At 70.1% G+C, this 24,855-nt stretch carries 20 protein-coding genes; 14 read left to right on the top strand and 6 right to left on the bottom strand.

Features of this window, described 5'->3' with window-relative positions:
• Positions 1-57: 57 nt before the first annotated feature.
• Entirely contained in the window at positions 58-765 is a 708-nt protein-coding gene (locus tag WJ35_RS17320; protein ID WP_045579608.1) for a succinate dehydrogenase/fumarate reductase iron-sulfur subunit, read from the top strand.
• Positions 766-1,051: 286 nt separating this feature from the next.
• Here the strand turns inward: WJ35_RS17320 and WJ35_RS17315 are convergent, their stop codons facing one another.
• Positions 1,052-1,726 carry an HAD family hydrolase gene (locus WJ35_RS17315; RefSeq protein WP_011879959.1) on the bottom strand — a complete coding sequence of 225 codons (675 nt, stop codon included), beginning with the start codon at positions 1,724-1,726 and terminating at the stop codon, positions 1,052-1,054.
• A gap of 227 nt (positions 1,727-1,953) precedes the next feature.
• On the opposite strand from WJ35_RS17315, the gene WJ35_RS17310 reads away from it, so the two are divergent.
• The 7 genes from WJ35_RS17310 (at position 1,954) to WJ35_RS17280 (ending at position 9,280) form a co-directional block, all read left to right on the top strand.
• Positions 1,954-3,138 carry a sugar transporter gene (locus WJ35_RS17310; RefSeq protein WP_069239580.1) on the top strand — a complete coding sequence of 395 codons (1,185 nt, stop codon included), beginning with the start codon at positions 1,954-1,956 and terminating at the stop codon, positions 3,136-3,138.
• An 895-nt stretch (positions 3,139-4,033) separates the two neighbouring features.
• Positions 4,034-4,978, top strand: coding sequence for a catechol 1,2-dioxygenase (gene catA / locus WJ35_RS17305; RefSeq protein ID WP_011879961.1), 945 nt, complete (start codon positions 4,034-4,036; stop codon positions 4,976-4,978).
• A gap of 110 nt (positions 4,979-5,088) precedes the next feature.
• Complete coding sequence (locus tag WJ35_RS17300; protein WP_069239579.1) at positions 5,089-6,447, top strand: Rieske 2Fe-2S domain-containing protein; 1,359 nt, start codon at positions 5,089-5,091, stop codon at positions 6,445-6,447.
• Complete coding sequence (benB, locus tag WJ35_RS17295) at positions 6,444-6,932, top strand: benzoate 1,2-dioxygenase small subunit (protein ID WP_011879963.1); 489 nt, start codon at positions 6,444-6,446, stop codon at positions 6,930-6,932. Before WJ35_RS17300 ends, benB begins: the two co-directional genes overlap by 4 nt.
• Before the next feature lie 38 nt (positions 6,933-6,970).
• Complete coding sequence (gene benC, locus WJ35_RS17290) at positions 6,971-7,993, top strand: benzoate 1,2-dioxygenase electron transfer component BenC (protein ID WP_069239578.1); 1,023 nt, start codon at positions 6,971-6,973, stop codon at positions 7,991-7,993.
• Positions 7,990-8,766, top strand: coding sequence for a 1,6-dihydroxycyclohexa-2,4-diene-1-carboxylate dehydrogenase (locus WJ35_RS17285; protein WP_069239577.1), 777 nt, complete (start codon positions 7,990-7,992; stop codon positions 8,764-8,766). The genes benC and WJ35_RS17285 overlap by 4 nt, the downstream gene beginning before the upstream one ends.
• Before the next feature lie 103 nt (positions 8,767-8,869).
• Positions 8,870-9,280, top strand: coding sequence for a RidA family protein (locus WJ35_RS17280; protein ID WP_046426902.1), 411 nt, complete (start codon positions 8,870-8,872; stop codon positions 9,278-9,280).
• A gap of 345 nt (positions 9,281-9,625) precedes the next feature.
• Here the strand turns inward: WJ35_RS17280 and WJ35_RS17275 are convergent, their stop codons facing one another.
• From WJ35_RS17275 to coxB, 4 genes are read right to left on the bottom strand one after another with little or no spacing between them, the layout of a single operon-like run.
• Entirely contained in the window at positions 9,626-11,296 is a 1,671-nt protein-coding gene (locus WJ35_RS17275; RefSeq protein ID WP_069239576.1) for a c-type cytochrome, read from the bottom strand.
• Positions 11,287-11,688, bottom strand: coding sequence for a hypothetical protein (locus tag WJ35_RS17270; protein WP_043292611.1), 402 nt, complete (start codon positions 11,686-11,688; stop codon positions 11,287-11,289). Before WJ35_RS17270 ends, WJ35_RS17275 begins: the two co-directional genes overlap by 10 nt.
• Entirely contained in the window at positions 11,685-14,324 is a 2,640-nt protein-coding gene (gene ctaD, locus WJ35_RS17265) for a cytochrome c oxidase subunit I (RefSeq protein ID WP_069239801.1), read from the bottom strand. Before ctaD ends, WJ35_RS17270 begins: the two co-directional genes overlap by 4 nt.
• 13 nt (positions 14,325-14,337) lie before the next feature.
• Complete coding sequence (coxB, locus tag WJ35_RS17260) at positions 14,338-15,363, bottom strand: cytochrome c oxidase subunit II (protein ID WP_043292754.1); 1,026 nt, start codon at positions 15,361-15,363, stop codon at positions 14,338-14,340.
• 275 nt (positions 15,364-15,638) lie between these two features.
• Between coxB and WJ35_RS17255 the strand changes: the two genes are divergently transcribed.
• A complete protein-coding gene (locus tag WJ35_RS17255) occupies positions 15,639-16,622 on the top strand; it encodes an SDR family oxidoreductase (protein ID WP_043292755.1) in 984 nt (327 codons plus the stop codon).
• On the top strand, positions 16,619-18,418 hold the full coding sequence (locus WJ35_RS17250; protein ID WP_069239575.1) for a glycoside hydrolase family 15 protein: 1,800 nt from the start codon (positions 16,619-16,621) through the stop codon (positions 18,416-18,418). The genes WJ35_RS17255 and WJ35_RS17250 overlap by 4 nt, the downstream gene beginning before the upstream one ends.
• Positions 18,419-18,466: 48 nt before the next feature.
• On the opposite strand, the gene WJ35_RS17245 is transcribed toward WJ35_RS17250, so the two are convergent.
• Entirely contained in the window at positions 18,467-20,293 is a 1,827-nt protein-coding gene (locus WJ35_RS17245) for a thiamine pyrophosphate-requiring protein (protein WP_045579613.1), read from the bottom strand.
• Between the two features lie 202 nt (positions 20,294-20,495).
• On the opposite strand from WJ35_RS17245, the gene WJ35_RS17240 reads away from it, so the two are divergent.
• Genes WJ35_RS17240 through WJ35_RS17225 form a run of 4 tightly spaced genes read left to right on the top strand, consistent with a single transcriptional unit; the run spans position 20,496 to position 24,839 of the window.
• On the top strand, positions 20,496-21,596 hold the full coding sequence (locus WJ35_RS17240; RefSeq protein WP_069239574.1) for an enolase C-terminal domain-like protein: 1,101 nt from the start codon (positions 20,496-20,498) through the stop codon (positions 21,594-21,596).
• Between the two features lie 42 nt (positions 21,597-21,638).
• Positions 21,639-22,490: a hypothetical protein gene (locus WJ35_RS17235; RefSeq protein WP_011879975.1), complete on the top strand. Its 852-nt coding sequence runs from the start codon at positions 21,639-21,641 to the stop codon at positions 22,488-22,490.
• Positions 22,491-22,507: 17 nt separating this feature from the next.
• Entirely contained in the window at positions 22,508-23,179 is a 672-nt protein-coding gene (locus tag WJ35_RS17230; protein ID WP_155121949.1) for a gluconate 2-dehydrogenase subunit 3 family protein, read from the top strand.
• Positions 23,169-24,839 carry a GMC family oxidoreductase gene (locus WJ35_RS17225; RefSeq protein ID WP_059461174.1) on the top strand — a complete coding sequence of 557 codons (1,671 nt, stop codon included), beginning with the start codon at positions 23,169-23,171 and terminating at the stop codon, positions 24,837-24,839. The genes WJ35_RS17230 and WJ35_RS17225 overlap by 11 nt, the downstream gene beginning before the upstream one ends.
• Positions 24,840-24,855 lie beyond the last annotated feature (16 nt).

Raw genomic sequence — 24,855 nt, 5'->3', positions numbered from 1 at the left:
CGTACCGGCCGGCCGCGCGCCTTGTCACCCGATGCCGGCGCCGTGCCGGGAGGAACCATGAACGATCCGCGTACGCTACACATCTACCGTTACGATCCCGACCGCGACGCCGCGCCGTACATGCAGCGCTACGAGATCGACGTGAGCGCCGACGACCGCATGCTGCTCGACGTGCTCGGACGCCTGAAGCACGACGACGAGACGCTGTCGTACCGGCGCTCGTGCCGCGAGGGGATTTGCGGCTCCGATGCGATGAACATCAACGGCAAGAACGGGCTCGCGTGCCTGACCAACATGAAGACGCTGCCGCGCGAGATCGTGCTCAGGCCGCTGCCCGGGTTGCCGGTGGTGCGCGATCTGATCGTCGACATGACGGACTTCTTCAACCAGTATCACTCGATACGGCCTTACCTGATCAATGACACGACGCCGCCTGAACGCGAGCGGTTGCAGACGCCGGAGGAGCGCGATCAGCTCGACGGGCTGTATGAGTGCATTTTGTGTGCGTGCTGTTCGACGTCGTGCCCGAGCTATTGGTGGAACCCGGACAAGTTCGTCGGGCCGGCGGGGTTGCTGCAGGCGTACCGGTTCATTGCCGATTCACGCGATATGGCGACGGCCGAGCGGCTCGATAATCTCGAGGATCCGTATCGGCTGTTCCGGTGCCGGACGATCATGAATTGCACGGATGTGTGCCCGAAGGGGTTGAATCCGACGAAGGCGATTTCGGAGATTCGGACGATGTTGGTCAGGAGGACGGTTTAGGGGGCGGGGGGCTCAGCGATCCGGGCGAACGCGACGCGCGTACCGTATTTTTGCTGGAAACTACGGTCGCGATTTCGTCGAGACGCTGAAACTTGGCGCCGAGTTCGTGCGCGGGGAACCGGGTCTTGTCTGCATCACCTCGTTGCCATGAATACGGGCTGCGTTTGCCCGTGGATTCGTGTAACGCCGGGAAGCCCGTGATGGATTGTCCCGTCTCGTTACGGGATTCGGGTTCGCGGCAATACGACGCCCCGTCCCACGAACCCCGCACGCATCCGAATTGACCTCACGGCCGCGCGGCCACCTCGTCGAGATGCCGCAGCAAATCGGCCGGATCGTCATACACGCGCAGCGCGCCGGCGCGCTCCAGTTCGTCGCTGCCGTAGCCGCCCGACAACAGCCCGACGCCTAGCGCGCGACAGCGGCTCGCCGCGAGCATGTCCCAGATGCTGTCGCCGACCACGACGCTATGCTCGATCTGCACGTTCAACTTCGCCGCGGCGGTGAGGAACAGATCGGGGTCCGGCTTCGCATACTTGACCTGATCGCGCGTGACGACCACGTTCTTCGCCGGATCGACGCCGAGCGCCTCCAGATTGATGGCCGCGGTTTCCATGCGTCCGCTGGTCGCGATCGCCCAGCGGATGCCGGCGTTCGACAGCGCGGCCAGCAGCTCGCGCGCACCGGGCAGCGGCCGCACCTGCGCGCGCAGCCGCTGGTAGGCGGCCGCATGCAGCCGGGCGAGCCGCTCGACGCGGTCGGCGTCGATGTCGCCGGACGTTTCGCGCAGCAGCTGGTTGAGGAACAGCCCGCCGCTCATCCCGATCTTGCGGTGGATGCGCCATACCGACAGCTCGATGCCTTCTGCATCGAGCGCTTCCTTCCACGCGAGCACGTGCTGGTAGACGCTGTCGACGAGCGTGCCGTCGAGATCGAACAGAAATGACGTTTCAATGCGCATGTGAATCTCCTGGCCTGGTGACATTCGGGCGAATCGTTCGCGAAGGGTTGCGCACATTATCGGCCCGCCGACGTGTCGGCGCCATGTCGCCATGCCGCCATGTCGCCCTCGCGCCGCGGCGGCATGGCGGGCGCCGCTGTACAATCGGCGCGATGCGCGGGGCGGCACTGCCCGGCACGCTCCGTTACGGCCCGCGCACGCGTGCCCAACCTTCGTCGAATTCCCGTATGGCAACTCCGGACGCCGTCAGTTCCGAGCAGTCGTGGTGGGGCGTCCTGGCCCTCGCGCTCACTGCCTTCATTTTCAACACCACCGAATTCGTCCCCGTCGCCCTGCTCGGCGCGATCGGCGACAGCCTTCACATGCAGCCGACCGACGTCGGCCTGATGCTGACGATCTATGCGTGGACCGTGGCCGTCGTGTCGCTGCCGCTCACCTTCGTCACGCGTCACGTCGAGCGCCGCAAGCTGCTCAGTTGCGCGCTGCTCGTGTTCGTCGCCAGTCACGTCGTGACCGGCGTCGCGTGGAATTTCACGGTGCTGATAATCGGGCGGCTCGGCGTCGCGTGCGCGCATGCGATCTTCTGGTCGATCTCGGTGCCGCTCGCGGTGCGCCTCGCGCCGAGCGACCGCAAGAGCCGCGCGCTGAGCCTGCTCGCGATGGGCACCGCGATCGCGATGGTCGCCGGCATTCCGCTCGGGCGCGTGATCGGCGAAGCGCTCGGCTGGCGCGTCACGTTCCTCGTGATCGGCGCGGCGGCGGCCGTCGCCTTGCTGCTGCTGCGCGCGACGCTGCCGACGCTCGCGAGCCAGGGCGCCGGCTCGCTCGCCAGCATCGGCACGTTCCTGCGCAAGCCGGCGCTGGTGTCGCTGTACGCGATCACGGTGCTGGTCGTGTCGGCTCACTTCACGTCGTACACGTACATCGAACCGTTCGTGCAGACCGTCAATCATGCGAGCAGCAGCCGGATCACCTACGTGCTGATCCTGTTCGGCGTCGCGGGGATGCCCGCGGCCATCTGCTTCAACCGCGTGTTCCCGGAGCGGCCGGCCGACTTCCTGCTCGCGTCGATCGTGGCGTTGTCCGCGTGTCTGCTGGTGCTGTTTCCGAGCGCGCTGAACATCGTCACGCTGTCCGTGCACACGCTGGTGTGGGGCGGCGCGATCATCTGCTTCGGCCTTGCAATGCAGGCATGGGTGCTGAAACTGGCGCCGGACGCGACCGATCTCGCCGTCTCGATCTTTTCCGCGCTCTACAACGTCGGGATCGGCGCAGGGGCGCTGCTGGGCAACCACATCGCGCGCGACTTCGGACTCGCGTGGATCGGCACGTTCGGCGGCGTGGTCGGTATCGTGTCGGCCGCGATCGCGTGGGCCGCGTTGCGGCTGCATGAGCGACGCGCGTCAGCGTAGGGCGGCGCTGTGCCGGCTGCCGGTGAGGGCGCAGTAGGCGATTTGGTGATGTGCTGGTGTGCCGACGCCCGACGCCCGGTGTGTCGACACACCGATGTACCAATGCATCAATCGGCCCATCCGCCGCATCCCCATCCGCCGAGACGCTGATGCGCCGACGTGCCGGTTTGTCGATACGTCAATCGTCTATGCACCGACGCACCGACGCACCGGTGCGCCGCTGCACCTACGCGCCTCGCGCGATGGTCAGCCTGCGATGGCCCGAGATCTTCGCGGGTCGCCGACTCCCTATACCGGCGCGATGCCATCGGCGCGCGCCCCAGTCCCGCCGACGTCATCCCGGCGAACGGATAAGCCGCCGCATTTCCACTAGCGCCACGGTAAATCCTTCCATTCCGCCGTCAGGAAAACCCTGACCGCCCCCAGCCGACCGCTGCCTTCTGCCCAGTTTTCACGACCGCAGCCTGCGCCGCCGCACGCCTATACCCGCGCTGCCCCCAAACCTCCTCCGACCGCGCTCCAGCAAGCGTCCCGGCACGCTCGACTTCCCATTCAAGGTATCGTGCGCCGCGAAATGTCCGTTCGTACGATGTATTTCGATACCTGGTGGGTATTAAATAGCCAGGACAAAAGTATTGGACGCAGCATTTCCCCGCCGCGTATAAATCCGTTCCATGAACTCGCCACACGCAACGTGCGACCTGCCGCGCAACGTCGAGCCGCACGACATCGCAACCGCACCACCGGCGTTGCCGTACTGGAAGTTTTCGGCGACACCGTCGCGTCGCCGCCCGCCGTTGCAATCCGACGGCGACGTTTGATTCGAGCAGCCGTCGTGTTGCGCGTGCCGCACCCGCCGATCGCTTTTTCCAAAACTACACGTGGAGACACCATCATGAGCATCAAGGTTTTCGAAACCAGGGAAGTGCAGGATCTGCTGAAGGCCGCATCGAGTGCGAACGCCAACGGCGCGAGCACCGGCGACGCGCGCACGCAGCAGATCGTGCTGCGGCTGCTCGGCGACCTTTTCAAGGCGATCGACGACCTCGACATCACGCCCGATGAAGTCTGGGCCGGCGTGAACTACCTGAACAAGCTCGGTCAGGACGGCGAAGCTGCGCTGCTCGCGGCCGGCCTCGGGCTCGAGAAGTATCTCGACATCCGCATGGACGCCGCCGACGCCGCGCTCGGCCTCGACGGCGGCACGCCGCGCACGATCGAAGGCCCGCTGTACGTCGCGGGCGCACCGGTGCGCGACGGCGTCGCGAAGATCGACCTCGACGCCGACGCAGGCGCCGGCCCGCTCGTGATCCACGGCACGGTCAAGGACCTCGACGGCAAGCCGGTGGCCGGCGCGCTGGTCGAATGCTGGCACGCGAACTCGCACGGCTTCTATTCGCATTTCGATCCGACCGGCGCGCAGCGCGACTTCAACCTGCGCGGCGCAGTCAGGACCGGCGCCGACGGCACCTACGCATTCCGCACGCTGATGCCGGTCGGCTACGGCTGCCCGCCGCAGGGCGCGACGCAGCAACTGCTGGACCGCCTCGGCCGCCACGGCAACCGTCCGGCGCACGTGCACTTCTTCGTGACGAGCGACGGCCATCGCAAGCTGACGACGCAGTTCAACATCGAAGGCGATCCGCTGATCTGGGATGACTTCGCGTATGCGACGCGCGAGGAACTGATCCCGCCCGTCACGACGAAGACCGGCGGCGCGGCGCTCGGGCTGAAGGCCGACGCGTACCAGGACATCACGTTCGACTTCGTGCTGACGCCGCGCGTCGGCGGCGCCGACAACCAGATCGTCGAACGCCCGCGCGCGAGCGTCGCCGCCTGAACACCCGACCGCACGGCCGCGCAAATACGCGGCCGCCGTCTCCCCAGGATTCAATCGACACCGATGCGAGCGTGCTTGCAGGACCCGGCACGCGCACAGGAGGAACCAACATGTCCGCGACGATCGACCCCACCACCGAACTGGACCACCTGCTCGCCACCGCGGTGCAGGACGACAAGGACGCCGGCATCTTCCGCTGCCGCCGCGACATCTTCACTAACGAGGCGCTGTACGCGCTCGAGATGAAGCACATCTTCGAAGGCAACTGGATCTACCTCGCGCACGAGAGCCAGATTCCGAACGTCAACGATTACTACACGACGCACATCGGCCGCCAGCCGGTCTTCATCGCGCGCAACAGCCAGGGCGAGCTGAACGCGTTCGTCAACGCCTGCACGCACCGCGGCGCGATGCTGTGCCGCCACAAGCGCGGCAACAAGGCGACCTACACGTGCCCGTTCCACGGCTGGACCTTCAACAACAGCGGCAAGCTGCTGAAGGTGAAGGACCCGGAAGACGCCGGCTATCCGGAGTGCTTCAACAAGGAAGGCTCGCACGACCTGAAGAAGGTCGCGCGCTTCGAAAGCTATCGCGGCTTCCTGTTCGGCAGCCTCAGCGACGACGTCCTGCCGCTCGAGGACTACCTCGGTGACGCGCGCGTGATCATCGACATGATCGTCGACCAGTCCACCGACGGGCTCGAAGTGCTGCGCGGCAACTCCTCCTACATCTACGAAGGCAACTGGAAGATGCAGATGGAGAACGGCTGCGACGGCTATCACGTGAGCACCGTGCACTGGAACTATGCGGCGACGATGGGCCGCCGCAAGGAAGACGGCACGAAGGCCGTCGATGCGAACGGCTGGAGCAAGTCGGTTGCGGGCGTCTACGGCTTCGATCACGGCCACATCCTGCTGTGGACCAAGACGATGAACCCGGAAGTGCGGCCCGTGTACCGGCATCGCGACGAGATCGCCGCGCGCGTCGGCGCGGTACAGGCCGACTTCATCGTGAACCAGACGCGCAACCTGTGCCTGTATCCGAACGTGTACCTGATGGACCAGTTCGGCTCGCAGATCCGCGTGCTGCGCCCGCTCGCCGTCGACAAGACCGAGGTCAGCATCTTCTGCTTCGCGCCGAAGGGCGAGAGCGACGCCGATCGCGCGACGCGGATCCGCCAGTACGAGGACTTCTTCAACGTGTCCGGGATGGGCACCGCCGACGATCTCGAGGAATTCCGCGCATGCCAGGCCGGCTACGCGGGCAGCACGGCGATGTGGAACGACCTGTCGCGCGGCGCGCCGCTGTGGATCGACGGGCCGGACGAGAACGCCGCGAAGATGGGGCTGAACCCGCGCGTGTCGGGCGAGCGCAGCGAGGACGAAGGGCTGTTCGTGTGTCAGCACGAATACTGGGTGCGCGTGATGCGCGATGCGTTGCAGCAGGAACGCGGGGAGGCACAGGCATGAACATCGACTACCAGACCATTTGCGCGGCGCTGTATCGCGAAGCGCGCCTGCTCGACGATCGCGAGTGGGACGCGTGGCTCACGTGCTACGCCGAGGACGTCACGTACTGGATGCCCGCGTGGGACGACGACGATCGGCCGACCGAGGATCCGCAACGCCAGATCTCGCTGATGTACTACGCCGATCGCGGCGGCCTCGAGGATCGCGTGTTCCGCATCAAGACCGAGCGCAGCGGCGCATCGACGCCCGAGCCGCGCACCAGCCACAACGTGACGAACGTCGAGGTGCTGGCGCAGCGCGACGGCGAGGTGGACGTGCGCTACAACTTCCACACGCTGAACCACCGCTACCGCGTGACCGATCATTTCTTCGGCACGGCGTTCGTCACGCTGCGTCGCGCGGGCGATGCGTGGCTGATCTCGAACAAGAAGATCGTGCTGAAGAACGACTACATCCGGCAGGTGCTCGACGTGTATCACGTCTGACGCCGATCGACCGACAGTAACCAGACGGAGACGAAGCGATGTCCACCTACCAGATCGCACTGAACTTCGAGGACGGGGTCACCCGCTTCATCGACTGCAAGGCCGGCGAGAAAGTGCTCGATGCGGCATTCCGCGCGAAGATCAACCTGCCGATGGACTGCTCCGACGGCGTGTGCGGCACCTGCAAGTGCCGCGCGGAAAGCGGCCGCTACGACCTCGGCGACGACTATCTCGACGATGCACTGAGCGACGACGAGAAGGCGGCCGGCGTCGTGCTGACCTGCCAGATGGTGCCGCAAAGCGATTGCGTGATCGCGGTGCCGGCGTCGTCGCTCGCGTGCAAGACTGGCCACGGCGCGTTCGCCGCGACGGTCGCGAAGGTCGAGCCGCACAACGACGCGGCGATCGTGCTCGAACTCGACGTCGGCGCCGCCGCGCCGGTCTTTCTGCCGGGGCAGTACGTGAACATCGGCGTGCCGGGAAGCGGCCAGCACCGGTCGTATTCGTTCTCGTCCGCGCCGGGCGACGCGAAGCTCGCCTTCCTGATCAAGAAGATTCCGGGCGGCGTGATGAGCACGTGGCTCGAGACGGCTCGCGCGGGCGACACACTCGAACTCGACGGGCCGCTCGGCAGCTTCTACCTGCGCGACGCGGCGCGGCCCGCGCTGTTCCTCGCGGGCGGCACCGGCATCGCACCGTTCCTGTCGATGCTCGAGGTGCTCGCGCGCAGCGGCTCGCAGCAGCAGGTGCATCTCGTCTACGGCGTGACGCGCGATCTCGATCTGGTGTGCGTGGAGGCGCTCGACGCGTACGCGGCGCGGCTGCCGAACTTCACGTTCGCGACGGTGGTTGCGGATGCGGCGTCGAACCACGCGCGCAAGGGCTGGGTCACGCAGCACATTCCGGCCGATGCGCTGAACGACGGCGACGTCGACATCTATCTGTGCGGCCCCGTGCCGATGGTCGAAGCGGTGCGCGGGTATTTCGACGAGCAGCGCGTGACGCCGCGCAGTTTCCATTACGAGAAGTTCACGCCGAACGTGACGGCGAAGGCGGCATGATGATGCAACGATTCTCGGGCAAGATCGTCGTCGTCACCGGCGCCGGCCAGGGAATCGGCCGCGGCGTCGCATTGCGCGCGGCGGCCGAGGGCGGCAGCGTGCTGCTGGTCGATCGTGCCGAATTCGTCGCCGAGGTGGCCGCCGAAGCGCCGGAGGGCAGCGCGGCCGCATGCGTCGCCGATCTGGAAACCTACGACGGCGCGCGCGCGGCGATCGCGTGTGCGATCGCGGCGTTCGGCCGGATCGACGTGCTGGTCAACAACGTCGGCGGCACGATCTGGGCGAAGCCGTTCGACGCGTACGAGCCGCGCCAGATCGACGCGGAGATCCGCCGCTCGCTGTTCCCGACGCTGTGGTGCTGCCACGCGGTGCTGCCGCATATGGTCGAGGCGGGCGGCGGCGCGATCGTCAACGTGTCGTCGATCGCGACGCGCGGGATTCGCCGCGTGCCGTATTCGGCCGCGAAGGGCGGCGTCAACGCGCTGACGGCGGCGCTCGCGATGGAATACGCGGAACACGGGATCCGCGTGGTCGCGACCGCGCCGGGCGGCACCACGGCGCCGCCGCGCCGCGTGCCGCGCAATGCGGCCGGCGACAGCGCGCAGGAACAGGCGTGGATGGCCGAGGCGGTGCGGCAGGTGACCGATTCGACTTTCTTCAAGCGCTACGGCACGATCGACGAGCAGATCGCGCCGATCCTGTTCCTCGCTTCGGACGAAGCGAGTTACATCACCGGCACCGTGCTGCCGGTCGCCGGCGGCGATACGGGCTGAGCGGCGCCCGGTTAGGCGAGGCCGCGGCGCGCGTGTAGGCGCGCCGTGTTGCACTTCAACAGGAGGAGCGGCCGGCGCTGTGCGCCCGGCCACGGAGACACCGATGCGCAACCGCGAAGCGATCATCCCGGCCGGGATGGAAAGCGTGTACGACAGGATCGGCTACGCGCCGGCGATCAAGGTCGGCGATACCGTTTACGTGTCGGGGCAGATCGGACGCGACGCGGCGATGCAGCTGGTCGAAGGTCGTGAAGCGCAGATCGTGCAGGCGTTCGAAAACCTCAAGCGCGTGCTCGAGGCGGGCGGCGCGACGCTCGCCGACGTGGTCGACCTGACGACGTTCCATACCGACATGCGCGACCTGCCGCTGTTCATGCAGGTGCGCGACCGTTATTTCCATGCGCATCCGCGGCCGGCGTGGACGGCCGTCGGCGCGCACATGCTTGGCGGCGCGCCGGGTTACATCGTGGAGATCAAGGCGGTGGCGGTGGCGGTGGCGGTGGTGGAGCGGTGAGCGTGAGGGTCGCGACGTGGGAGGTCGTCGGCTGCTTGTATGTACGATTGCGCGCGACGCTGGCCAGTCGCGCGATGGAACCGAAGTAGCTGGCACGTCGGGCCGCGACGACGCAATGAGTCCGTTCGACTGCGTCACCGCGAGCAAGGCGATCGGAGATGGGCGTGAGTGAAGGTGAGCCGGCCTTGTGTCGACCCTTTCTCTCCCGCACGGCATCGCGGACGATGGATCGCCGCGCGTAACGCCTGACGTCCTGTTGCGAAGTCGAAGTCGAAGCCGACACCGACACCGACACCGACACCGACACCGACCTTGGCGCCACCCGATTCACCCCCCGCGCCGCCCCTAGCGATGAATCGCCGCACGCAATCGCCGGACGTCCTGTTCGGACACCGGCGCCGCGCGATTCCCCCACGCGCCGCGCACGTAGCTGACGACCGCGGCGATCTGGCTGCTCGTCAGCGCGTCGCGCATCGCCGGCATCCGCTCGACGGGGCCGTTCTTGCCGGGCACCGGCTGCGCGCCTTCGACGACGATGCGGATCGTGCTGGTCGGATCTGCCGCCAGCACGACGGAGTTCCCTGCGAGCGCCGGTCCGCGATCCGCGGCGCCCATGCCGTCCGCGCCGTGGCACCGGGCGCAGAAGCCCGCGTACACGCCCGCGCCCGGCGCCAACTGGCCGCCTTCGGGGCGCGGTCCGGCCGCGGTCAGCCGCGGCACGCCGACGCCGAGCGGGTTCGTCGCGGCCGTCGATTGCGCGGGCAACGACTTGAGGTACACGGCGATCGCATGACGATCGCCGTCGGTCAGCAGCGTGGTGCTCTCGCCGACGACCGGCGCCATCGCGCCGAACACCGCGCCGCGCGCGGCGTGGCCGCTGCGCAGGAACGCGGCGACGTCGTCGGCCGACCAGCGGCCGAGGCCGTCCGGCGCCGCGCCGGTCAGGTTCGGCGCGAACCAGTGATCGTTGATGCCGCCGGTCAGGAACGCCGGGCTGCGCTCGTCGTAGCCGCGCTCGTTGTAGGCCGGCCCGCGCGGCGTATGACACGCGCCGCAGTGGCCGAGCCCCTGCACCAGATACGCGCCGCGATTCCATTCCGCCGATTTCGACGGCTGCGGCGTGAAGCGGTCGCGGTTCGCGAACACCAGGCTCCATAGCGACAGCGCCCAGCGCTGGTTGAACGGAAACGGCAGCTCCGTACGCTTTGCCGTATTCGCGGACGGCGCGACGCCGCGCATGAAATACGCGTACAGCGCACGCACGTCGGCGTCGCTCAGGTGCGCGAAGGACGGGTAGGGCATCGCCGGATACAGCCGACTGCCGTCCGCGCGCACGCCGCGCCGCAGCGCGTCGTCGAACTGTCGCAGCGTGTAGTTGCCGATGCCGTGCGTCGTGTCGGGTGTGATGTTCGGCGCGTAGATCGGGCCGAACGGCGAATTGACCGGCTGCCCGCCCGCGTACGGCGTGTGGTCGGCCGCGTCGTGGCACGCGGAGCAATCGCCGGCGAGCGCGAGGTAACGGCCGCGCGCGATCGTCGCGGCGTCGGCGCTCGCGGCGGCCGCGGCGACGATCGGGCGGCGCGACGAGGAAGTGGGGGATGCGGCGGAAGCAGCCGATGCGATTGAGGCGGACGATGCAGACGGCGCGGACGAAGGGGACAAAGAGGCCGAAGCGCGCGACGTAGAAGAAGCAGAAGAAGCAAAGGAAGCAGCAGACAACGCCACCCCACCCGAAGCCCCCACCACCGCCCGCTGTCGCTGCGCAAGCCGCGAATCTTCTTCCACCCGCGCCGACATTGACGCCCCGGCATCCGCCGCCGCCGCGATTCGCACGAAGCGCCAGCCCGACGCGGGCTCGGGCGCTTCGACAGCCGACGCCGCGTCGGCCGCCTCACCGCCGGACAGCGCGCGGTCGTGCTGTTGCATGTCGCATGCGGCGAGCGTCGCGCACAGTGCGGCGGCGAGCGCGGCACGGCGTCGCCGCAGCAGAAACGAAGCGTACGAGATCAGCGCCATGGACTGCACGGCCCCAGGAAAGCGGTGACGATGCCGGTGAACACGAGGCCCACCACGAACCCGAGCGCGGCGAGCATCGCGCAGCGCGCGAGGAAGCGCGTGCTGTCGTCGCGCGTCTCGGGCTGAGCCGCGCGATCGTGCGCGCGCCGCCACGCGCGCGCTGCCCACGCCGCGCACGCCGCCGCGAGCGCGAACGCAGCGGCCGCGATCAGCGCGAGCCACACGCCGACGTGCGCCCAGCGCGGCGCGGCCTGCGCGACGCCGAGCGGATAGCACGCCGTCGACGCGAGCGTCTCGGACACGAGCATCTGCGCGAACCACAGCGCCGGCGCGCCGACCAGGCCGGCCGCGATCGCGAGCAGCGGTGTCCATGCACGTCGCATGCCGTTCATCCCGGCCTCCGCAGCCAGTACGGCGATACGTACAGCGCAGTGAAGATGAACAGCCACACGACGTCGACGAAGTGCCAGTAGAGGCCGCCGACCGTCAGCGCGACGCGTCGCTCGAGGCCGAAGAAGCCTGCGGCCGTCCAGCCGGTCAGCAGCGCCAGGATCACGAGGCCGGCCACCACGTGCGCGAGGTGAAAGCCCGTGATCGTGAAGTACAGGCTGCCGTACAGATGCGCGGTCGGCCCGTAAGGATGGGTGCGCCACTCGTGCAGCTGCACGAGCGCGAACGCGATGCCGAGCGCCAGCGCGACCGCGAGCGCCGCCACCGCGCGCGGCCGCTTGCCCGCGCGCACGTCGCGCTCGGCGAGCCACACGAACGCGCTGCTCGACAGCAGCACGACCGTGTTGCCGGCCGCGAGGCCGAGCTTCGGCATTCCTTCGGGCGGCCAGGGCGCGGCCCATTGCGATTGTAGGTAGAAGTAGCAGAACAGCAGGTAGCCGAACAGCGCGGCCTCGGTCGCGACCAGCGTCAGCACACCCCACCAGCCACCCGCGCGCGTGCCGCAACTGCCGACCGGCAGCGGTGCGGCGCAGGCGGCGGGCGCGCCGGGCGGCAACCGCACCGAAGGCGGATCATCGGGATGCGCCCCGGCCGCTGCGGCCGGCACCGGCGTCGCGTCGCGCGCCGCCGCGCGTGCGCGTTGTCCGAGCGTGTCGCGCGGCCACAGCCATGCGGCGGTCGCGATCGCGCAGCCGGCCGTCGCCGCGCACACGAGCGCGGGCGAGCGCGCGAGCATCGCCGCGAAGACGGCGCTGGACAGCAGCGCGAGCACGAACGGCACGCAGCTGTCATCGGGCATCTTGAGGATCGCGCTCGGCTTCGCCGCGAGCGGCGTGACCGCCAGCGCCTCGCGGCCGTGCGCGAGCCGATAGCCGACCCGCATGCTGCTGCGCTGCGCGGCGTCGCGCGTTTCCCACAGCGGATGCCGCGACGCGACGAGCGGCAGCACCGCGAAGTTGTACGCCGGCGCGGGCGATGCGACCGACCATTCGAGCCCGGCCGCGCCCCACGGGTTCGCGCCGGCGCGCTGGCCGCGCCGCGCGCTGACGAGCGCGTTGACGACGAACATCACGATGCCGATGCCGAACACGAACGAGCCGATCGTGGTCAGCAGGTTCGACGTGTCCCAGCCCATCCCGGACGGGTACGTGTAGACGCGCCGCGGCATGCCGAGCAGCCCCGACACGTGCATCGGGAAGAAGCCGAGATTGAAGCCGACCAGCACGACCCAGAACGTCAGCCGGCCGAAGCGCTCGTTCATCATCCGGCCCGTGAACTTCGGGAACCAGTACGTCACGCCGCCGAGCACGGGAAACACGTTGATCCCGAGCAGCACGTAATGCAGGTGCGCGACGACGAAATACGTGTCGGTGAGCTGCCAGTCGAGCGGCACCGCGGCCGTCATCACGCCCGACACGCCGCCGATCACGAACATGAGCACGAAGCTCGCGAGATAGAGGAACGGCGTGCGGAACACCGGTCGTCCGGTCCAGATCGTCGCGATCCACGCGAACACGGCGACCGCGCTCGGGATCGAGATCAGCATGCTGGCCGCGCCGAAGAACGCGAGCGCGAGCGGCGCGATGCCGGTCGCGAACATGTGATGCACCCAGACCTCGAAGCCGATCAGCATCGTCGCGACCGTTGATACCGCGACGGCTTCGTACGCGACGAGCGGGCGGCGGCAGAACGTCGGCAGCGCGTCCGACACGATACCCATCGCCGGCAGCACGACGACGTACACCCACGGGTGCGCGAACATCCAGAACAGGTGCTGCCACAGCAGCGGCCGGCCGCCGTGCGCGACGTCGAAGAAATGCGTGCCGGCATTGCGGTCGAGCCACAGCAGCAGGAACGCGAGGCTCACCGAGGGCACCGCCACGAGGTTCGCGACCGACGCGGTCAGCGTGCCCCAGACGATGATCGGCAGCCGGTCGATCGACATGCCGTGCGCACGCATGCGCAACAGCGTGACGACGAAGTTCGCGGCGCCCCCCGTCGTCGAGATGCCGAGCAGGATCATCCCGAGCGCGTAGATGTCGATGTTCGCGCCCGCGCTGTAGTCGAGCGACGTGAGCGGCACGTAGTTGAACCAGCCGCCGTCGGGCACCGCGCCGAGCGGAAAGCTCGCGTACAGGAACAGCCCGGCGAACAGGAACACCCAGTACGAGAACGCGTTGAGCCGCGGGAACGCCATGTCGCGCGAGCCGAGCATCAGCGGCCACAGGTAGTTCGCGAAGCCGGACAGCACCGGCAGCGCGTACAGGAAGATCATCGTGACGCCGTGCATCGTGAACAGCGAGTCGTACTGCGCCGGGGTGAGCACCGTCGCGTTCGGCCGCGCGAGCTGGATGCGCATCACGAGCGCCTCGACGCCGCCGAGCAACAGGAACGCGAACGCGGTGACGATGTAGCGGATGCCGATGCGCTTGTGGTCCACCGTGCCGAGCCAGCCGCGCCAGCCGGGCGCCGACTCCCACAGCTCGGCGAGCGCCCGCTCGTGCTCGGAGCCCGGCGGCGCGTCGCCGAGGTCGGGCACGCGGCTGAGCGCGGAGCGCGTGTCGCGGGCAGCGGCCATCGTCATCCTCCGTTCAGTGCAGGGTTGCGAGATAGGCGGCGAGATCGTCGGCGTCGCGCGGCGCGAGCGCGAACGACGGCATCAGCGTTTGCGGCTTGCGCTGCTGCGCATGGGCGATCCAGTCGCGCAGGTTGGCCGGCGTGTTCTCCAGCGTGCCGGCCGCGAGCAGCCGGCGCGAGCCGACGTGCGTCAGGTCGGGGCCCGCATCGCCGGTCGCATCGGTGCCGCGCACCGCGTGGCAGCCGGCGCAGCGTTCGGTAAACAGGCGCCGGCCGCGCAATTCTGGGCCGGCGGCGTCAGCCGGCGCCGGCTGACGCTGCGCGGCGAGCCACGCGCGAAACGCGGCGGGCGGCTCGGCCACGACCTCGAACGCCATGTGCGCATGCTGCGCGCCGCAGTACTGCGAGCACTGCCCGCGATAGACGCCCGGCCGGTCGGCCTGCAGCCACTGGCGATTGGTCTGGCCGGGGATCGTCTGCGTCTTGCCGGCGAGTTGCGGTACCCAGAACGCGTGGATCACGTCGGCGCTCGTCAGTTCGACGAGCACCGGTTCGCCGACCGGGATGTGTATCTCGTTCGCGGTGACGAACGCCGCGCCGTCCGCGTCGGCCAGATAGCGGACGGCCCACCACCAGTCGTGCGCGGTCACGCCGATCGTCAGCGCGGGCGGCCGCGGCGGCGCGGCCACCACCGCGAGCACGCGCAGCATGTAGACGAGCGAGCCGAACAGCAGCACGATCGAAACGGCCGTGCCGACCGTCACGATGGTCAGCCCGCTGCGCGGGCCGGCCGCGCGCGGGCGGCGTCGGAAGATCGCGAGCGCCAGCAGCACGGCGATCGTCACGCACACCAACGTGCACAGCGCCAGCAACGCCCAGCCGAGCACCAGCACCGGCCGCGCGGCCGGCCCGGCCGCATGCGCGACGTACGCGAGCGGCAACGGGCCGGCCGGCGCGGCTGCCGCGCCGGCGGCATGCGCGAGCGACGGCGCGAGCGCGCACGCGGTCGAGCCGATGCGGGCGATACGGCACACGTTCATGAACGGCGGCACGAACAATGGCGGCTCCTGGTGTGATGCGGCGGCCCTTGCCGCACGCGTGTCGCGGCGAAGCAATTCCCGTGCGCGCGCCCGGCGCACGCCGACGGGCCGCGTGTTGCGTGCGCAACGTCCGCCGCGTTACAGCGCGCTTGTAAAACGGGCGTCGACCTCGCGGCCACGCGCGTGCGCGCCGCGTTCGGCGCGGCGCGCGGCACGTCGCTTGCTGCGCCAGCCCGGACACCATGAACCGACGGGAGGACCTCATCGTGAAGACGGTGAAGACGGTTGCGATCACCGGCGCGAGCGCCGGCGTGGGCCGCGCGTGCGCGCACGCATTCGCGCGGCGCGGCGCCAACGTCGCGCTGCTGGCGCGCGATCCGCGCGCGCTGCACGACACCGCGTGCGAAGTGCGTGCGTATGGCGTCGAGGCGCTGCCGATCGCCGTCGACGTCAGCGACGCCGCCGCGCTCGACGCCGCCGCCGAGCGCATCGAAAACGAACTCGGGCCGCTCGACGTGTGGGTCAACAACGCGATGGTCACGGTGTTCGCGCCATTCGACGAGATCGCCCCCGACGACTATGCGCGCGTGACGGCGGTCACCTATCTCGGCTGCGTGTACGGCACGCGCGCGGCGCTCGCGCGGATGACGCCGCGCAACCGCGGCACGATCGTGCAGGTCGGCTCCGCGCTTGCCTACCGGTCGATTCCGCTGCAGGCGCCGTACTGCGGCGCGAAACACGCGATCCGCGGCTTCACCGACGCATTGCGCTGCGAGCTGCTGAATGCGCGCAGCCGCGTGCGTGTGACGATGGTGCAGTTGCCGGCGATCGACACGCCGCAGTTCGACTGGGCCGCCTCCACGCTGCCGCACGAGCCGCGCCCGGTGGCACCCGTCTATGCGCCCGAAGTTGCGGCCGACGCGATCGTGCGCGCCGCGCGCCATCCGGGCCGCGAGCGCTGGGTCGGCTGGTCGTCGCTGGCCGCGATCGTCGCGAACGCGCTCGCGCCCGGCTGCTTCGACCGCTATCTGGCCCATACGGCCGTGCGCGGCCAGCAACGCGATACGCCGGCCGGCCCGCGCGAATCGAACCTGTGGCATACGGTGCCCGGCCGTCACGGGACGCGCGGCGCCTTCGGCGCCGAAGCGCGCCGCAGCGGCGCCAACGCCGGGCTCGGCACGTCGCGCGCGCTCGCGTACGGCGCGGTGGGCGCGCTGCTGGCAGCGGGCTTCGTCGCCGCGCGCCGGCTCAAACGGTGAGCGCGGTGCGCATCGAGGACTACGCGTTGATCGGCGACGGCCGCAGCGCCGCGCTCGTCGCGCGCGACGGCAGCATCGACTGGCTGTGCTGGCCCGACTTCGATTCGCCGCCGTGCTTCGCCGCGCTCGTCGGCACGCCGGCGAACGGCCGCTTGCGCATCGCGCCGTACGAGCCGCCCGCCAGTGTCACGCGTCGCTATCTGCCCGGCACCGCGATACTCGAGACGACCTTCGACACGTCGACCGGCTGCGTGCGCGTGCTCGACTGGATGAGCTGGGCCGCGCGCGACCCGTGCCTGATCCGCAGCGTGCGCGGCGAGCGCGGCACCGTAACGCTCGACGTCGATCTCGGCGTGCGCTTCGACTACGGCCGTGCGTTGCCGTGGTGCCAACGCGTCGGCCGGCGCTGGCGGATGATGACGGGCGGCGACGCGATGTGGGTCGACAGCGACGTGCGGCTCGACGTGCGGGCCGACCGGCTGGTCGGCACGCAGCGCATCGCGGCGGGCGAGCGCGCGCAGCTGTGCATCAGCTACGCGCGCTCGTACGACCGGCCGCCGGCGGTGCCCGACGCGTACGCGTCGTTGGGCGACACGCATGCGTTCTGGCGCGACTGGTCGGCCTGCAACGCGGCGCAGGGCCCGTATCGCGACGCGATCGAGCGCGCGCTGATCACGGTGAAGCTGCTGTCGAGCGTGCGCACCGGCGGCATCGTCGCGGCGCCGACCAGCTCGCTGCCCGAGCGCCTGGGCGGCGCGCGCAACTGGGATTACCGGTTCTGCTGGCTGCGCGACGCGAGCTTCACGTTGCGCGCGTTCGCGCGCTGCGGCTATCGCGCCGAAGCCGCGCGCTGGCGCGACTGGCTGGTGCGTGCGATCGCCGATCACCCGGCGCAATTGCGCGTGCTGTACGGGGCGGACGGCAGCCGGCGCGCGGACGAGTGGCAGGCCGCGCATCTGGCCGGCTACGAAGGCGCGCAGCCGGTGCGCTTCGGCAACGCGGCGGCCGGGCAGTTGCAGCTCGACGTGTACGGCGAGGTGCTCGGCGCGCTGTACCATGCGCGCCGGCACGGACTGCCGCCCGACGACGACGCGTGGCTGCTCGAACGGCGGCTGCTCGAGCATCTCGCGACGATCTGGCGCGAGCCCGACGAAGGGATCTGGGAGGTGCGCAGCGGCCGGCACCGCTTCACGTCGTCGAAGGTGATGGTGTGGGCGGCCATCGAAAGCGCATCCAACTCGGCGTGCGCGTTCGGCCATCGCGCGCCGCTCGACGCATGGCGGCGCTGGGCCGACGAAGTACGCGCCGACGTGCTCGCGCACGGCTACCATGCGCGGCTCGGCCGCTTCGTCGATCGCTACGACGGCGACGGCCTCGACGCCAGCCTGTTGCTGATTCCGCTAACCGGCATGCTCGACGCGTCGGATCCGCGGGTCGCGGCGACCGTCGCCGCGATCGAGCGCGAGCTGCTGGTCGACGGCCTGCCGCTGCGCTACCGGTCGTCGCATTTCGCCGATGGTTGCGAGGGCGACGAGGGCGCGTTCGTTGCCGCCGGCTTCTGGCTCGCGCAGGTGTATGGGATGCAGCGCCGCGACGCCGACGCGCGCGCCTTGTTCGAACGCCTGCTCGCACTGCGCAACGACGTGGGCTTGCTTGCCGAGGAATACGACGTCGACGCACGGCGCATGTGCGGCAATTTTCCGTTCACGCTCGCGCACGTCGGGCTCGTGAACGCGGCGCTCGCGTTGCAGCGCGACGAAGGCGACGACGGCAGCGGCAGCTGCGATCGTCGCTGACGCTGCCGCGTCGATCCGCCGTCGCGCGCCGTCGGCCGCCGCGTACGCCTACGACTCTCCCTTGTGCCCGTCGCCGCCGCGCTCGCCGTTGCCCGGCAGCACGGCCGACAACACCTGCCGCGCGGTTTCGACGATCACGTTCGCTTCGCGCGGGTCGCCCTTCACGAGCGCCTGCGCGAAGTGCTTCGCCTGCTGCAGCGTGACGTGCGGCGGCAGCGGCGGCACTTCCGGGTCGCTCTTCACTTCGAGCACGACCGGCCGGTCGGACGCGAGCGCCTCTTCCCACGCGGCGCCGAGCTGTTCCGGATCGTCGACGTAGATGCCCTTGAGCCCCACCAGCGTCGCGAAGCGGTAGTAGGGCACGTTCGGAATCTGCTGCGACGTGTCGAACTTCGGATCGCCTTCCATCACGCGCTGCTCCCACGTGACCTGGTTCAGGTCCTCGTTGTTCAGCACCATGCAGATCCAGCACGGGTCGGCCCATTGCCGCCAGTATTTCGCGACGGTGATCAGCTCGGCCATGTTGTTCATCTGCATCGCGCCGTCGCCGACCATCGCGATCACCGGGCGCAGCGGATACGCGAACTTCGCGGCGATCGCATACGGCACGGCCGCGCCCATCGACGCCAGGCCGCCCGACAGCGAGCCCATCATCCCGCGCCGGATCATCAGGTCGCGCGCATACCAGTTCGCGCAGGAGCCCGAATCGCTCGTCAGGATCACGTCGGCGGGCAGGCGCGGGGACAGCTCGGTGAACGCGCGCTGCGGGTTCACGCCGCGGCCCGCGCTCGCCTTCGCGGCCGCGCGCGCGGCGAGCGTGTCGTGCCAGTCGGCATTCCATTTGGCGATCCGGTCGCGCCACGCGGTGTCCTGCCGCTCCTTCAGCAGCGGCAGCAGTGCGCGCAGCGTCTCGGCGCTGTCGCCGACGAGGTTTACTTCCATCGGATAGCGCAGGCTCAGCATGTCGGCCTTCAGGTCGATCTGCACGCCGCGCGCCTGGCCCTCCTTGGGCAGAAACTCCGAGTAGGGGAAGCCGGAGCCGACCACCAGCAGCGTGTCGCATTCGTTCATCAGCTCGTAGCTCGGCTTGGTGCCGAGCAGCCCGATCGAGCCGGTCACCCACGGCAGGTCGTCCGGCAACGCGGCCTTGCCGAGCAACGCCTTCGCGGCGCCCGCGCCGAGCCGGTCGGCCACCGCGATCACGTCGTCGGTCGCGTGCAGCGCGCCGGCGCCCACCAGCATCGCGACCTTCTTGCCGGCGTTGAGCACGTCGGCCGCGCGCTGCAGGTCGTCCGCGTACGGCACGACCTTTGGCCGCGTATAGCCGACGCCCGAATGGACGGTGCCGTGCGCGCGCTTCGGCGGCGCGTAGTCGAGCTCCTGCAGATCGTTCGGTAGCACCAGCGCCGTGACCGTGCGCGCGCCGAGCGCGGTGCGCACCGCGCGGTCGACGAGATGGCGCACCTGGCCGGGCACCACTGCAAGCTGCACGAAAGCACCGGCGACGTCCTTGAACAGCGCCGGCAGATCGACCTCCTGCTGATAGTGGCCGCCGAGCGCGGTGCGCGCCTGCTGGCCGACGATCGCGAGCACCGGCATGTGATCGAGCCGCGCATCGTACAGCCCGGTCACCAGATGCGCGGCGCCGGGGCCGGAGGTCGCGACGCATACGCCGAGCTCGCCTGTAAATTTTGCATGCGCCGATGCCATGAAGGCCGCCATCTCCTCGTGACGCGCCTGGATGAATTCGATCTTGCCGCCGGCTCGCGCGAGCGCGCCGAAAAAGCCGTTGATGCCGTCGCCGGGGTAGCCGTACACGCGCCGCACGCCCCAGTCGTACAGCCGTTCGACGATGAAATCCGCCACTGTCGCCATGCCGATTCTCCTTCGTTCCGGATGAGCCGATGCGTCGCGCGAACCGACCTCGCCGCACGCCGCGCTGCAGGGCGGCGCGCAAGCGCCGTGCCGTGCCGTGCGGCCCGCGGCCGCTTGCGCCGGGCACGCGCGTTGCACGCCGTCGTTACAGACAACCCGCAGATCAACTGCAAGCAAACCGCAAGCGTTCCGGAGCGCAACGATGGCACTTTCCGCGGCACCGACGATCGACGACGTGCGAGCCCGCGCATACCGCGTGCCGACCGATCGGCCCGAGGCCGACGGCACCTATGCGTGGACGGCGACGACGATCGTCGTCGTCGAGATCGACGCCGCGGGCGTCACCGGCCTCGGCTACACGTACAGCGACGCGAGCGCCGCGACGCTCGCGACGTCACTCATTGCAGGCGTGTTGCGCCACCGGCCGCTCGTCGACATTCCGGCCGCCGTCGACGCGATGTGGCGCGCGGTGCGCAACGTCGGGCGGGCCGGCATCGCGGCCACCGCGATTTCCGCGCTCGACACGGCGCTGTGGGACGCGAAGGCGAAGCTCGCGGGCGTGCCGCTGGCGATGCTGCTCGGCCGTGCGCGCGAGCGCGTGCCGGTGTACGGCAGCGGCGGCTTCACCACCTACGACGACGCGACGCTCGCGTCGCAGCTCGACGGCTGGCGCAGCGACGGCGTGCATGCATGCAAGGTCAAGATCGGCACGGACGATGCGCGCGACCCGTCGCGCGTGCGGCTCGCGCGCGCCGCGCTCGGCCCCGACGTCGACCTGTTCGTCGACGCGAACGGCGCGTATGCGCCGCGCACGGCGCTCGCGTTCGCGGACGCGGCGGCCGACTGCGCGATCCGCTGGTTCGAGGAGCCGGTCAGCAGCGACGACGTCGACGGGCTGCGCTTCGTGCGCGAGCACGTCGGCGCGCAGATCGACGTCGCGGCGGGCGAATACGCGTACACGCCCGACGACTTCCGGCGCCTGCTCGAAGGCCGCGCGGTCGACGTGCTGCAAGCCGATGCGACGCGCTGCGGCGGCGTCAGCGGTTTTCTGGCGGCCGGCGCGCTGGCCGCGGCGCACCACGTCGACCTGTCGGCCCACTGCGCGCCCGCGCTGCACCGGCACGTCGGTTGCGTCGCGCCGCGGATGCGTCACGTCGAGTGGTTTCACGATCACGTGCGGATCGAGCGAATGATGTTCGACGGTGCGCCGCAGCTGGTCGACGGCGCACTCGAAATCGATGCGACGCGCGCGGGGCTCGGCCTCGAACTGCGCGAAGCCGACGTCGCCGGCTTCGCGCTCTGACGAACCCGCGCGACCCACCACCGCCACGAGCGAGGAGGACGAATGCAACATCGCCGACAGCGCAAAGCCGAGCCCGACCGGTTGCTGACCGATGCCGCGCGGCTGCTCAATCGCAGCGCGCTGCTGCTGGCCGGATCGGTGCTCGCCGACAGCGGCGTCGAGCACTATCGCGGCACGTTGCACAACCGCGCGATGGTCGCGCCGCTGATCGCGTCGACGCTGTCGGTGCTCGCGAGCGTGCACGGCCATGCCGACGACACGCCCGAGCGCCACCGGCTGCGCGATGCGGTGCATGTCGCGTCGGCCGCGGTCGGCGTGGCTGGCTCGGCGTTCCACGTCTACAACGTGACGAAGCGGCCGGGCGGCTTCAGCTGGCACAACCTGTTCTACGGCGCGCCGCTCGGTGCGCCGTTCGCGCTGCTGCTGTCGGGCATGCTCGGCGCCGCGGGCGAGCGGCTGCGTGCGTGTCCGGCCGACGCGCCGCGCCTGGCCGGCCTGCCGGGCGGGCGCGCGCTCGCCGGGCTGGTCGCGGCCGGCCTCGTCGGGACGCTCGGCGAAGTCGGCTTGCTGCATTTTCGCGGGGCGTTCCAGCATCGCGCGATGTTCGTGCCGCTCGTCGTGCCGCCGGTGGCCGCGCTCGCGGCCGCGCAGATCGCGCTGTCGCGCCCGCGCGGCGAGCGGCCGTTCTGTCGATGGTGGATGCGCGCGACGGCCGTGCTCGGCTGCGTCGGCGTCGCGTTTCATGCGCGCGGCATCGCGCGCCAGATGGGCGGCTGGCGCAACTGGTCGCAGAACGTGTTGTCGGGGCCGCCGCTGCCGGCGCCGCCGAGCTTCACGGCGCTGGCGATCGCCGGGCTTGCGGCGACCGCGCTCGCCGAACGGGAGGCGCGATGAAGCCGGCCGACGAGCGGATGAATGCATCCGCACATACCGACGCAGCGGCGCTGCCCAGCTATCGCGGCTACGACGTGCTCGCGAAGCGCGACACGCCGTCGTGGAACGACGCGACACGTCGCGCGATCGATGCGCGCCTGCAGGTCGCCGCCACGGCGCCGCGTCATCACGATGCCGCGCAGTTCGCGACGCTCGGCGCCGTGTGCGCGCGCATCGTGCCGCAACGCCAGGGCGACGCCGGCGGCGTGCCGACCGCCGCGCTGATCGATGCGCGGCTCGCGAGCGACGAAGGCGACGGCTTCCGCGACGCGCGGCTGCCGTCGTTGCGCGCCGCGTGGCGCATCGGCCTCGCCGCGCTCGACACGATGGCGCGCCACGCGCACGCGCGCCCGTTCGCGGCGCTCGACGCGCTCGACGCGCACGCCGCCGATGCGCTGCTGCGCGCCGTGCAGCAAGGCCGCATCGACGCGCAGAGCGAGGCCGCGTGGGCCGGCATGGATCCGCGCACGTTCTTCGCGAAGCGCGTGCTGGTCGACATCTGCGGCGCGTATTACAGCCATCCGTTCGCGTGGAACGAGATCGGCTTCGGCGGCCCCGCGAGCCCGCGCGGCTACGTGCGGATGGATTTCAACCGGCGCGATCCGTGGGAAGCGCAGGTGGACGCGGAGGGCGCACGCGATGAGCACTGACGCGCGCGGCGCCGCCGACGCACCGCGCGGCCGCGACGGCCGCGCGCCCGACCCGTTGCGGGTGGGCGGCTGGTCGCCGATGCGGATGTTCCGCGACGACGAGCCGGTCGACTTCGTGATCGTCGGCACCGGCGCGGGCGGCGGCACGCTCGCGTGCCGGCTCGCCGAGCACGGCTACTCGGTCGTCGCGCTCGATGCGGGCGCGTGGTGGCGGCCGCTGGAGGAATTCGCGTCCGACGAGTCGCACCAGCGCAAGCTGTTCTGGACCGACGAGCGCATCTGCGACGGCGCGAACCCGCTGACGCTCGGCACCAACAACAGCGGCCGCGCGATCGGCGGCAGCACCGTGCACTTCGCGATGGTGTCGCTGCGGTTCCGGCCCGAGTGGTTCCGCTCGCGCAGCGCGCTCGGCTACGGCGTCGACTGGCCGCTCGACTGGCGCGAGATGTGGCGTTACTACCGCGAGGTCGAGCAGGCGCTGAAGATCAGCGGGCCGGTCCGCTACCCGTGGGGGCCGGCGCGGCCTCGCTATCCGTACCGTGCGCACGAGCTGAACGCGGCCGCGCTGGTGCTCGCGCGCGGCGCGGAGGCCATGGGCATCGACTGGACGCCGACGCCGCTCGCGACGCTGTCCGCGCCGCGCGGCCGCGCGCATCCGTGCGTGTATCGCGGCTTCTGCATCGCCGGCTGCGCGACCAATGCGAAACAGAGCGCGCTCGTCACGTGGATACCGCGCGCGGTCGCGGCGGGCGCCGAAGTGCGCGATCTCGCGATGGCGCTGCGGATCGAGGCCGCGGGCGATCGGGTCACCGGCGTGCATTACCAGCGCGACGGCCGTACGCACTTCCAGCGCGCGCGCAACGTGGTCGTCGCCGGCTATGCGATCGAGACGCCGCGGCTGCTGTTGCTGTCCGCGAACGGCCGTCATCCGCAGGGGCTCGCGAACAGCTCGGGCCTCGTCGGCCGCTATCTGATGGCGCAGCTGAACCAGGCGTCGTGGGGGACGATGGACGACGAGGTGCGCTGGTACAAGGGCCCGCCGTCGCTCGCGCTCACCGAACACTGGAACTACGCGGACGACGGCAAGGACTTCTTCGGCGGCTACTGCTGGATGAGCCAGGGGCCGCTGCCGATCGAATGGGCGAGAAAGCTCGCTGCGCGCGGGCTGTGGGGCGACGCGCTGAAGCGCGAGATGGCGCGTTACAACTTCCAGGCTGGATTGAAGATCGTCGGCGAGACGCTGCCGCGCGCCGACAACCGCGTGACGCTCGCCGACGAGCGCGACGCGTTCGGGCTGCCGGTCGCGCGCGTCACCTATGCATATGACGACAACGACCGCAGGATGATCCGTCACGCGTTCGCGCAGATGGACCGCTCGCTGGAAGCCGCCGGCGCGCGCGACATCTGGCACGAGGACGACGACACCTGCCATCTCGCGGGCACCGCGCGGATGGGCAGCGATCCGGCCACGAGCGTCGTCGATGCCGACTGCCGCAGCTGGGACATCCCGAACCTGTGGATCTGCGACGGCTCGGTGTTTCCGACCGTCGGCGGCGTGAACCCGTCGCTGACGATCCAGGCGATCGCGTGCCGCACCGCCGATCGCATCCGCACGCTGGTGGCGCGCGGCGACGCGCATGCGCGTGCGCGCTGGCGATGAGCGCCGCCGCCGCTCG

It is taken from the genome of Burkholderia ubonensis (genome assembly GCF_001718695.1).
In the GTDB taxonomy this organism is placed as follows: domain Bacteria; phylum Pseudomonadota; class Gammaproteobacteria; order Burkholderiales; family Burkholderiaceae; genus Burkholderia; species Burkholderia ubonensis_B.
The sequence above is the reverse complement of the archived record's forward strand: the minus strand, read 5'-3'. Positions and strand labels throughout refer to the sequence as shown.